The 12828-nt window shown below is 51.5% G+C and carries 6 protein-coding genes; all 6 read right to left on the reverse strand.

Features of this window, described 5'->3' with window-relative positions; translation table 11 throughout:
* Positions 1-41: 41 nt before the first annotated feature.
* A complete protein-coding gene (locus tag AC0YNZ_RS16375) occupies positions 42-908 on the reverse strand; it encodes an alpha/beta hydrolase family protein (RefSeq protein WP_475827630.1) in 867 nt (288 codons plus the stop codon).
* A 132-nt stretch (positions 909-1040) separates the two neighbouring features.
* Positions 1041-2276, reverse strand: a complete 1236-nt coding sequence (locus AC0YNZ_RS16380) for a molybdopterin-dependent oxidoreductase (protein ID WP_475827631.1) — start codon at positions 2274-2276, stop codon at positions 1041-1043.
* The gene (locus AC0YNZ_RS16385; RefSeq protein ID WP_475827632.1) at positions 2277-3383 is read right to left on the reverse strand and encodes a sensor histidine kinase; all 1107 of its coding nucleotides are present in this window, start codon (positions 3381-3383) and stop codon (positions 2277-2279) included.
* On the reverse strand, positions 3380-4126 hold the full coding sequence (locus AC0YNZ_RS16390) for a response regulator transcription factor (protein ID WP_475827633.1): 747 nt from the start codon (positions 4124-4126) through the stop codon (positions 3380-3382). The genes AC0YNZ_RS16385 and AC0YNZ_RS16390 overlap by 4 nt, the downstream gene beginning before the upstream one ends.
* A 460-nt stretch (positions 4127-4586) precedes the next feature.
* Positions 4587-11030 (reverse strand): immunoglobulin-like domain-containing protein, encoded by a 6444-nt coding sequence (locus AC0YNZ_RS16395; RefSeq protein WP_475827634.1) that lies wholly within the window; start codon positions 11028-11030, stop codon positions 4587-4589.
* A 174-nt stretch (positions 11031-11204) separates the two neighbouring features.
* Positions 11205-12794, reverse strand: coding sequence for an extracellular solute-binding protein (locus tag AC0YNZ_RS16400; RefSeq protein ID WP_475827787.1), 1590 nt, complete (start codon positions 12792-12794; stop codon positions 11205-11207).
* Between the last annotated feature and the right edge of the window lie 34 nt (positions 12795-12828).

Genomic DNA, 12828 nt, shown 5'->3' on the forward strand with positions numbered 1-12828 from the left:
CTTAGCTCCTTTAACATATGATTTCTTCTTTGATCGTTTTCTTATTGATCGCTTTCTGACGGGCGCTGCAGGAGCGGCGCAAAGAAAGCGCCCGTAATCGCTATCGCCCGCTCCAAATCATCCGTCGTCCCTGCAAAAGGATGCACGGTGCCGAATGTATGGGTCGCCCCTTCCAGCGTCGCGAAGCGGTGATGGGGCGCAGCCTTCCGCAAGATGCGGTAGCCCGCAAGCAATCGTTCTGAATCCTGTGAGCCTTGGATGAACAGCACAGGTGTCGTAAGTGACGCCGCTCTAGCCGGGATATCGAAGCGCTCGCGGTTGCGGTCCAGATCTTCAAAAAATACAGCGTTAATTGGCATTTGCTGCTTCGTCCTTGCGTTAGCCACATAGCCTACACCGTCACGCAGTACCTGTTCCCTGAATTCTTCTCCGAACAGGTTGCCGTCCGCAATCCCGTTCCAAGCCACAACGCCGCGTATCTCGGGATGCTCCGCTGCGAACAGCACGCTGTTCCCGCCTCCGCGGCTGTGCCCGACGAGAAAAATTTGCCCGTTATCCAGCTGCTCCGCCAGCGGTAACCTGTCTTCCAGCACCGCTGTAAGAATGGCCGACAGATCCTTCTGCTCCTGCGAGTATGTGTTCAACCCGAATTTATCCAGCTCGTCGAAATCCTGCTCATAAACGCCGTTATGCGAGAAGTTAAACGTAATAACCGCATAATGCTGACTTGCAAACCGCTCGGATGCATAAGGGAAAAACCCCCAATCCTTGAAGCCCTTGAAGCCATGCGCAAAGAGGAGGACCGGCTTGCGTCCTCCATCCTCCTGCGCCCGTATGTCGCCTCTAATATACACTCCCGGTTCCAACTCCAACGTAAACGTCTCATGCAGCACATTCGCATTATCCACTAGCAGCACCCTCCCCATAGCTATTTTTCATAAAATATGGTCGATTGGCTCTGACTGTATCATTGTCCAATTATCATATCATTAAAACATGGTATGGAGTTGAAACTTTATGTTGATTTTTTAAGAAGCAAGCTACACCCACGCATCGTTCGCGTATCCTCGAGCCTCCCAATAGCCCACATGCTCGCCTTCAATCAGCTCGATCCGGTTCAGCCATTTCACCGACTTGTAGGCGTACATTTTCGGCACGACCAGACGGACCGGGCCGCCGAGATCGCTCGGAATCGGCTTGCCGTCATGCATGACCGCTACCATGACGTCGTCCATGTCGGCCTGCTCAAGCGTTAACGTATCGGTATACACCCCATCACCCGAATACAGCTTCACGGTCTGAGCGCCGGGCTTCACGCCCGCCATCTTCAGCAGCTCCTTGAGCTTGATGCCCTCCCATGTGTTTTTATACACCGACCAGCCGGTCACGCAGTGAAAATCGCTGACCTGCACCGTTCGCTTCAGCGCCACAAACTGCTTCCAATCCCATTTAAACGACTTTTCAACAAGCCCGTCGATCGTAAATGACCAGTCTGCATTTGTAAAAGAAGGGATCGGCGTTACCGTGTACACGCGGAATTGCCCGATCGCGCCTCCCCCCATCGGAGGGGCGGACGCCGGCAGCGGCTGCGGCGCAGGCAGCAGCATATTCGTATCCTTTTCGATCAGCTTATCGATCGTTTCGCTGCCGCCAACGCTGCCAAGCGAGGTGCCCAGCCATTTTAGAAAAGACGGCCCCATCGTAACAGCGAGCCCAATGCCGATCGCACCGCGAATGAACGCTTTTCGCGTATAGACAGGCTGCGGCGCCGCAGGATGTACGCCATCAAGCTCGCGCTCGTTTTTGACGGTTCGGCGATTCGGCTCCTTCAGCCATTTGGCACGCGTAATCGAATGGTAAATGATATAAGGAAGACCGATCCATGTCAGTAAATCATGCACAACCAGCGCAGTGTTTGATACGCTTGGCCCGACCGCTCTGAACTGCCACAGCAGCACGCCGGAACCGAACCAGCCAAGCAATAAACCAAGAACAACTAGCACATTAAACCGCTGCCACGGCTTTTGCTTCAGCTGCTTCCAATGCTTGCCCGCAAGGAGCAGGTAATAGATGACCGGCAGAATGGAAGCAATACCGACGACGATATGGGCCCACTTGATCCATACCCGGCCCTCCCCGAGAAAGCCGCGCCAGAAGCCGCCTATGAGTATAAGCCCGGTCAATGCCAAAATAACAACAATCCAGCCGTTCCAAGCATGCAGCGAAACAAGCTTTTTCCCATAGCCCTTGCGAAGCCGTTCCATTAGTCCGCTCATTTACAAAGCAACCTCCTTCTCCCTCTTGTCTTCTGCCAAATGACCGATGCTTGCACCATCAGGCGCCTCCTGCACCGTAAACCAGAACGCGCTCCCCTGTAGACCTGACTGCTGGACGCCAATCGTTCCTCCGTACTGCTCCACCAAGAGCTTGGCAATGGACAATCCAAGACCAGCGCCTCCGCTCTCCCGGCTTCGTGAACGGTCCGAACGGTAAAACCGCTCAAATATCCGCTCTCTTTCCTCCACCGGCACGCCTTCCCCTTCATCGGAGACAGTGAAGCGTATCAGCTTCTCCGGCTGTCCGTTCATTTCTTCCGCTTCTATTAATATCAACCCGCCCTGCGGCGAATGCCGCACCGCATTTTCGAGTAAATTTTGCAAAACCCTTTGCAAATGCCGCGGCTGCATCGTTAAGCGAAGCGGACGCTCCGGCAGCTTCACTCTAAGCTGCAGGGACCTCGACTCAAACGGCTTCGTAAACCGCGGTAAAAGCTCGACAAGTACATCCTCCGCAACCGCCGGCCTCAGCTCCTCCGGCTCCCGCTTCTTCGCATCCAGCGTCGACAATTCAAATAAATCCTGAATCAACTCGCCAAGCCGGATCGTTTCGCTGCGAATCGTCCCCAAGTAACGCTTGAAGGTTTCCTCATCCTGAATGAGGCCATCCTCCAATGCCTCGACATACGACTGCACCGAAGCGAGCGGCGTCCGCAGATCATGCGCCATATTCGCAACAAGCTCGCGCTGCGCCGATTCCGCCGCCTTCACCTGCCGGAAGCTTTCCTCCAGGCTGATCCCCATATGATTGAATTGATCCGCTAGCTGCTTAAACTCCTTCAAACCGGTATGCTCCACACGCGCTTCGAGATCGCCTGCCGCAATACGTCCCGCCCCTTCTCCAATACGCCGGACAGATCCCTCAAGCGGCCGCAGCAGCATGAAATGCAGCAAACCCGACACGATGCCCGCAGCAACGGCTGCCAGCGTCAGCCAAATGAACTGCTCCTTATTCAAGAGCATATAGCGGTAAAACGCCATCAGCAAAATAATAATAAACGCGATGCTGATCGTATTGGCCAGCAGTAAATAGGTGCGGAGCTTCATACGGTTGCCCCTTTGCCATCCAGCTTATAGCCGATCCCCCACACCGTCTTGATCCAGCCCGGATCGGACGGATTATCCTCAATCTTCTCCCGCAACCGCCGAATATGAACCGTCACGGTTGTCGTATCGCCGTCATAAGCAACATCCCAAATCTGGTTAAGCAGCTGACTGCGCGAGAACACCTTCCCCGGGTAAAGGGCCAGCAAATGCAGCAAATCAAATTCTTTGGCCGTCAAATCCGACTCCGCGCCCTTAACGGTAACTCTTCTCTCCTGCGGAAAAATCGCTAATCCGTCAAAATAAAGCGACTTCCCCGTCTCCCCGCTGCCGCTGCCTGTCTCCGCCTTCCGCTGATCCTTCGCCACGCTGCCCGCTTGCACACCCGTCCTTCTCAAAATATTTTTGATCCGCAATACGAGCTCCCGCGGACTGAACGGCTTCGTCATGTAATCGTCGGCGCCCATCGTTAAGCCGAGCAGCCGGTCGGCCTCTTCGCCTCGCGCCGTAAGCATAATAATCGGAGTCTCCTCCTCCTGCCGAATACGGTCGCATACCTCAATCCCGCCCAGCTTCGGCATCATTAAGTCGAGCACCAGCAAATCCGGCTGATGCTCTCGCCACAGCTGAACCGCTTCCTCGCCGTCCGCCGCAACCCACACGGTCCAGCCCTCACGCTCCAAATAACGTCGGCACACATCCGTTATGTTCCGTTCGTCATCGGCTACTATTATTTTGGCGCTCAACGCTGGTCCCTCCTCGTTCATCCGCTTCTATCTTCTTCCTACATTATAACGCCGTTAGGACATAGATTCGACTCCAGCTGCCTTCTCCTCCGATATTCACAATGTTCTTTTACCTACGAACGATAATAGCGAACAATACTAACCATCCGAGAACGATATACTTGCTAAACCATTAGAAAACCATTACGAAAGTATTACATCTCCCATAATAGGCCAAAAAAGCAGCCCATCTTCTGAAGAGTGGACTGTAACCCAACGCCCTTCACTGACAATCTGATTAAAATACAAATGACCCGCATGAGGGGCACTTTTTTCAAAGTGTCCTTCTTGCGGGTCACGGTTCAATAGTAAGCCTGTAGATGAAATGATTGGATTGCAGACTGTAAAAGTTACCAACTGTGCTTTGGCTATATGAAAAGGCCGGTTCGGATAACTCCCACCGGCCTTCCATTCCATTAGCCTAAATAAGCGTTTGTGCCCAACGGATCAGGATGTTAGCTTGTTCAATCGTTAGGACTTTTCCGGTTTGGTCCTTCACTTGACCCATATAGTCGGCCATGATGCCCTTCGCCGCAGCCGTTTTCCCTTGAATAACCGCAGCTTTTGCCTTATCTAGTTGGGAATTCAACGATTTTGCAGCACTGTCCCATCCTTTGGCACCCGTCGCCTGCAGGAAAGAAGTTGTCACTGTCTTTAAGCTGTCAAACGTTGCCTTAACCGTGTACGTATGCGTAACCGTCGTTTTAAGGCCCGCCATGTCCTCCGCTGTGACCGTTACCTTATTCTGACCGGACAATAGAGTATACGCTTTGGCCTGAAGCAGCGGTTTAGCGCACGGTGTACCATATACGCCCGATATGACATCGGCCGCGCTGCACGTCATGGTGACTGTCTGGTCAATCGTATACGAAACCGCTCTTGATATTTGCACCACAGGTGCCGTACGATCGATTTTGACCTCAAGTGACTTGGCTTCCTCCACATTACCCGCCTTATCAACGCTGCGGTATTCGACAAAGGACTTGCCTTCCTCGGAGAGGATGACCGGTTCCGTATAAGCGGTCCACTCCCCGCCGTTCACACGGTACTCCGTCAGTTCCACGCCTTCGCCTTCGTCTTCAGCTGTCAGCGTCAGCGTAACATCCGACGTATACCATCCGTTCGCGCCTTGCGGAAGCGCCGGCTGCGCCTTCGCTGTTGTGACCGGTGCGGTCTTATCCAGCGGAGTCCCGAACACCTTCACTTCGCTAAGCTGAGGAGTATACCAGTTGCTCGGGTTGTTGTGAAGTACCGCATCAACCAGCTGCACTCTGACATATCTCGCCTTTCCGGTCAGCTTATCGGAGGTAAAACCGTAGTCCAAATTATCCGTGCGGTCCAAAGCTGCCGTAAAGTTGATGCCGTCTGTGCTTGTTTCAATTTTGTACTTCGGATAGCCCTCCGAACCTTTGTGCAGATACCATGAAATCTGAATATTGCTAAGGTTGTAGATGTCTCCCAGGTCAACCATCCACCACTTCGGCCAAGAGGCGCTGGCGGATACCCAGCTTGTGTAATAATCCCCGTCATTCGCTTTGGAGGCATGGTTGCTTTCCAGCCAATCCTGTGCATATGCGGGCTTTCCTTCAGATAGAAGAATACCGTCCTGAACCGGTACGACTACGCCTGTTGCCCGGTTAAAGAGAACTTTATCATAGTAATCAAAGGAAGCGTATCCGTTGTTCAGCGAAATCGGCAGCCAGCGCTGCGTCGAGCCTGTCGGATGGCTCGCCCATCCGAACAGCCATCTGTTCGCGTTCATCATGAACGAGGTCGCTTCCGTTCCCTTTATCGTCGATACTCCGCCCGACTGTGCGGAGAACGTCGATGAATTTCCAATCGTGCGCAGCTCTGACCAAGGACCCTCAAGTGACGAGGCCGAAGAGTACATACCCTTACTCGGATACCAGCCGGCAGCCTCCGAGGTGAACAGATAATAGATGCCGTCTTTTTTAATCAGGCTTGGCGCTTCGCGATGCTTGCCTTCATGGATTTTCGCAACTTGTCTCACCACGGTGATATAGTCGTCGCTCAGCTCGTATAAGAACAGATCGCTGTTCGTATTTCCCGCCGAAAGAATATATCCCTTGCCATCATCGTCTTTAAAGAACGTAATATCCCTGGAATCGTTGCCGTTCGGTCTGAAGCTGCCATGGAAGGTTAATTCCTCTCCGGGATTTCCCGACATCGCAGCCGCTCTGCCGAGCGAGTAGTCTTTATTATTTTCATAATGCATCCAGCCCACGACTTTGCCGGTTGCTTCATTGTACGTGAAGGACAAGCCTTCGAATTTGCATGCCGCCAAATCCGGATGCGACTCTCTTGTAAGAATAACCTTCTTCGCCGACCAGTTTTTCCCGTCTTCCGAAGTTTGGACGTTAATCTGTTTAAATCCGTCGCTATCTCTTTCATATTCATAGTAGTAATAAGTCGAACCTGCCTTGAGCGTCGGGAAAATCTTGGCATTTCCTGCTTCATCCTGCCATTTCATCTCAATCGTATTGTCATAGACTTCAAGATTATCAGGTACGGAGAACGTTTTTGCGGCAACTGCTTCCGATAGTTCAGACCCTCCCCCCGGATGGAATGCTTTTACTTTATAATAGTAGGTTTTGTCTTTAGCCAAATCATGATCGCCGTATGCAACCGCTCTTCCATCGTAAACTTCGGAGTACGTACCGTTCAGGTCAGCTGAACGATACAACACATAACGGGAAGCGCTCGGCACGGCCTGCCATTTCACATTAACGCTTGTCGCCTCTTTGGAAGCGGCGGATGTAACAACCGGCATGGCAGTGAGACCCTGCGGCGTATCGATCTGCATATCCGACGAATAAATTTTCACCTCGTGCAAGCCTCTGTACCACGTTACCGGGTTATTGGCATTGTTCGTATGGCCAAACTGACCAACAATCGTCACTTTCACATAACGGTATTTGCCCGTCAGCTTATGACTGTTGAAGGATGGGGTTCTATTAGCGCTTTGATTCACTAGAACCGTATAGTTTTGATCGTCGTTGCTGCCTTCGATTTTGTAGGTATAATAAACCTCTGAGCCATTCCACTCTCTCCAGCTCAGATCGATACGGCTCAAATCATACTCCCGTTCCAAGTCAACCCGCCATGTCGTCGGGAAGGAGGTGCTGCCGGAGTCGAAATACGTATCATAATTGCCGTCATTCGCTGCCGATGCGCCGAAGCCCGATGCCTCAGAGCTTGCGGTAGCCGGCTTGTCTTGTGATACAAGCAAATCCTTCGGCGTCTCAAAGCGGCCGGTAGCCGCATTCAAATCCCATTCGCCGGAATATTCCAGCCCCGCCACGCCGTTATCCAATTGCAGCGGAAGCCAAATGTATTGCGACTCCATGAGCGCAGTCGGTGTCCAGCGGTCGCCTACATAAATATAAGATGTCGTGTCCGCTCCGTATACGCTTACGATATAGGAGGCTTGCGTGTAAAACGTAGCAGGATCTCCGAATTTCCGAAGCGGTGACCATGCATTTTTATCCGCAAGGTTCGTTGTTGTCGCATACATGCCCTGGTTCGGATACCAGCCCGACAATCCGGAGGTGAACAGATAATAGATTCCATCCTTCTTCACGACAGCCGGTGATTCGCGCTTTCCACCCGGGAATGCGGTATACATAAACTCATCCACATACAAATAGTCATCCGTAAGACGGAAAATGTTCATATCGGCGTTATTATTCGAAGAAGAGAATAGATAAGCCTGACCGTCATCATCCTGGAACACGGTAAAGTCTCTCGACTGCATGCCCCCCGGCTGGAAACGGTTCACATACGTATAATCGCCATCTACCGTATCCGATACAGCAACTACGACATTGGCCTGATTGTAGTTGCCCGCCTCTTCCCAGTGTCCCCACAGCACATATTTGCCTGTTTTCGCGTTATACAACACCTTTGGACGCTCAATTTTGGCAGATGCAAGCTCGGGATGAGAAGCTGGCGTCAGCACAGTGTTCCGGTACTCCCATTTCTTCAAGTCCTTAGAAGCATAAATGGAAACACCCTTCAGCACAGCCGAATTATGTCCTTTATCCTCGCCGAACCAGTAATACGTATCTTCAACTTTAATGATATGGCCGCCATGCGCCTGAATCATGCCGCCCTCGTCGTCATACCAGAACTCCCCATTGCGGATCGTATCGCTGAACGCGCTATCGTTAATGACAGTGACAGCCGCTTGAACCCGCGTGCTCGCGCCCTTGACTGTACCGGCCGCAGTGAAGGAGCCCGCCGCTGCATACTTGGACGCATCGACCGCATCCCATTCCACTGCCAAGGTCGTATACAAATTGTTCGTATAATCGATCTTCACAAGCTCTGGAAGCCTCGGTGCAACGCCTGCCTTCGTCGACACCTTTAACACATCAAGCGTTCTCGGCGTTGACTTGCTGTGAACCAGACTGCTCCATTCCGCTTCCGTGATGAGCTTGAAGCTTCCTGCAACAGCTCCCGCCGGAAGCGTAAAGCTAGCCGTGTCCTTCGTCCAGCTGCCATCCGCATTCATGCTGGAATAAAGCGACCATACGCCGCTGGCATACTCGTACTTGTACCATTTGTCCTCGGAGAGCAGCTTGAAGACATGGTTCGCAGCGTTCACTTCTTCCGCAGTCGCATTGCCGCTGAGCTCCGTCCACGATCTGCCGTTGCGGCTGACCGCATAATTCAGCGTTTCAACGCCGGAAATATTTTTCTTGAAAGCGAGCAAATAACCGGAAAACGCATCCTGTTCCAAAATCGTAACCGCAAAAGCTCTCGTTTCTGAATACGCGCCTCTCTTAATCGTTGCCGTCAGCGTTACATTCAGATTGCCTTTGCCGATTGCCGGACGGCTAACCATCCCATCCGGTCTGAGATTAACGGGATGATCGGATGTCCAGCTAATCACGGTCTGATTCGCTCCTGCTTTAGGCAGCGAAAGCTTAGCCGTTACCGCATTCGCGTGATCGATTGCAAGCGCAGCCTTGTCTGCCGCTACCGATTCCTCATCGGACAGCTGCGCCAAAACTTTTACATTGAAGGTTTTCGTGTCTACCGCATTGCCCCGTTTAATCGCAGCCGTCAATACAAGCTCGGCATCCGGTTCGCCTAATGCAGGACGCGTAACCGCGCCGCTCGGGCTTATTACAGAAGCGTTGTCCGATTCCCAGCTGATCGTCGTTCCGCCCGCACCCTGAAGAGGAAGCTTCAGATCGGCCATTACGGCGCTCGTATCGCCCAGCGTCAATGCTTCCTTATCTGCCGCTACCTTAGCGGTATCCTCAGGGAAAGTAAACAATGCGATCTCCGCTGGACCAAGACTACGGTTGAATACATAGAAATCATCGATTTTGCTGTCCATGTAAGGGTCGGCGCTAAACATCGAGCGGCCGATGTAGTTCAAGGTCGTGTTGCCAAGATCCTTCGGCTTAATGGTCATATTGTTATTGCGCGCAACCTCCGTACCGTTTATGTACAGAATCGCCGTACTGCCTGACAGCGTTACCGCATAATGCATCCATTCGCCCGCGGCCTGCTGAGCAGGACTTTTTGCCACATACTGCTCGCTGCCGCCGTTTTTGAATACAAATCTTGTATCGCCGGAGCCGGAAGCAGCCGATAGGAAGATGTAGTTGTTCGTTCCCAGGCCGATATCGAAGATACGCCCCCAGGTTTTAAGCGTGTCCTGCTTGACCCAAGTGGCAATCGTCATATCGTTCGAGCCATTCAGTATGCCATTCGGCAGAACGACATGATCGTTCGTTCCGTCAAGGTCAACGGCGCCGCCCGTTCTGCCTGTCGTCCAAGCCGCCCCGTTAACTAGCGTTGCCTTCGCCTGATTGCTGCTTGCCGCGCTCGGAGAAGCCGTCGTTCCGGACGTTTCATCGAATGTGTATGCCGCCACGATGCCCGGCAGCAAAGCCGGAGATGATGGCAATACTAATACAGTCGTTACGCTAAGCGCAGGTGCTGCCGCTTCATACTTATCTACCTCAGAGGAAACCCGGTAGTAGTAGGTCACGCCCGAGGCAAGACCTGTATCCGCAAAGGATGTTGCCGTGCCGCTGTATACCTGTACGAAATTCGTATCCGGCTGTGTCGAGCGGTAAACGCGATAAGTCGGCGTTCCCGCCGCAGCCTCCCATGTGATCGTTGCGGCTGTTGACGTAACGTCTGTTGCCTGAACATGGCTTGGAGCGGCAGGCGCAGGATTCGCAATGCTGCGGATTTGAACGTCATCCAAACCTGACTTCGCCCATCTCGAGCGGAAGCCTGCCTTCCCTGTGCTCAATGAAGTATCTGTTACGTTAAAAATCAGCTTATTGTCCACATAGCCTTTAATGACGCTTCCTTCAACCACTAAGCGCATCGTATACCACTGGCCTGCGACAACAGGGAAAGTATACTCGCCAAGCGTTCCGCCTGTGCCGCTTACCTTCTTGGACAACGCGAATTTCCCGTCGCCCAATTGAAACAAGTAGTAGTTATTCGCATCTGTATAACGGGCTATAATGCCTGGAAAAGAACCGCTGTCTACCTTTTTCACCTTAGCCTCATAAACATAATTGCTATGGCCGCTTGTATCTACTGCAGCAATGGCCTCATCGCCGCTGCTCACGTAAAGCATTTTGTTGCCCGTAACGGACGCATCGTCGGCAACAGTCAATATCGCCGGATTATTAAGCGTCCAGCCCGTCGTGTTGCCATCCTGGAAATCATCCTCGAACAAAACGGTCGAAGGCGCGGCTTCCGGTACAACAGGAGCCCCCTCCTCCGCTGCGGCGTATGCCGGTAAGACACTTGAGAAAACAATTAAAAAGGCCAGCAGCAATTTAGATAATGCAGGAACTGCTCTCATCGCACTATTTTCCTCCATTCAGTTGATTTGAATTGCTTACGTAAGGAGTCCGCCTCCTTTGACATGTAACGAAACCAAATAGCCGGGGTACATGTAAGCGCTATCTCAAAGCTTCATAATGAAGGCTGCCTCATCAGTAATCGATATACCTTTGAGACAGCCTCCTAAAACCGATTATTTAATGCCTTGCTCCGTTACGTAAGCATTCCATTGTTTCGTGTATTCCGCTTGAATTTTCTCAAGACCGGCTTGTTTTGCTTTTTCCATAAAGGTGTTCAAGCCTTCATCCACGTTTTTCACAAGTCCTGCATTAAGCGGGAACAGGTATTGCTTCTCCACTTGCTCAAGCGCCGCTCTCTCCGCTTGGTAAGGTGTGTAATCTTCAGCGAAACCTGTGAATTTATCCGGCACTTGAATTTTATCAAGCTTCTCGAAGATCGCTTTTACGCCGTCATAGTTTTTGTCGAACAGCATGTACTCAGGGTTTCTCCAAGCCCAACCGTTCATGCCCTCGCGAGGGAAACCGTTGGAGTTCGAATCGCCGATCATGGAGTAGTAGCCGTCTTTCACTTCATAGTTTTTGCCTTCCACACCGTATTGCGTAAGCATGTTGTAACGTTTGTCTGTAACAAGCTTCTCGTAGAACGCAAGCGCGCGCTCTGCGTTTTTGCTGCTGGCCGGAATAGCGAAACCGTTGTGGATCGGGTGAACCGGCGTTGCAATTCCGTTTGTTTCCGGGTACGGCGTGTAGCCAAGCTTCCAGTCCGGGTGAGTCGATTGAATTTTGATAACCATATCATTGTAACGGGTAGGGTTGTCGCCAAGAATGGCAGCAGCTTTACCGCTTGTAATTTGGTCTTGCAAAGTATCTTTAACAGCTAGAACGTTTTTCACCATGTAGCCGTTATCCTGCCAACGCTTTAATACGTTCAAATCTTCTTTTTGCTCGTCTGAACCCCAGTAAGAATATACTTCGCCTGGCGTTTTGTAGTTGATGCCGATACCGTATGGAAGCGCGCCGATAGGAGCGTGTGCGATGCCTTTAAAGCGGTCCATAAGGTTTGTTTTTACGTCAGAGTTCATCGAAAGCGGCGTAACTGTCGGCTCGTTCTTCTTAATGCCTTCCAGATATTGCTCGAATGTTGCGATATCAACCGGTGTAGGCAGATTGTACTTCGCGCGAAGATCTTCACGCCATACAAAGCCGTCTGTTACATACTCTTTGTAAGTTGCAGGAACCGTGTAGATTTTATCATCGATTTTTACAGCATCCCACATCTCTTTAGGCACAAAAGAGTTAAGCGTAGGCGCCGCTACCGGAAGAAGCTCATCAAGCGCTTGGAAAGCGCCTTTCTTCGCATACGATTGGTATTGTGTCCACTCAGCCGTGAAGATCAAGTCAACCTGTTGGCCCGAACCGAGCAGCAGCTTATACTTCTGATCCCAATCCGTCCAAGATGTATAGTTGAATTTAACAGTAGCATTCAAATCTTCCAATGCCATTTTGTTAACTTGCTCTTGAATCGAAGCGATGTCTTTAGGAGCATCACCCAGCATATAAAATTGCAATTCCACTTTTTTCGAAGTATCGATTCCCGTTTTTGCTCCGCCTGCGTTCGTTGTTCCCTCTGTCTCTTTCGGAGCATTTGTAGCATTGCCGCTGTTTCCATTGTTGCTTGATCCGCAAGCTGACAGAACTGCGATTAGTATGAAGATCGATAGTAACATGGAGACTGCTTTTGCCGCTTTCTTAGTCATGTGAATCCTCCCTTTAATAAGTTCTTATCTATGTTAGCTA

The organism is Paenibacillus sp. J2L1-98, from assembly GCF_056269405.1.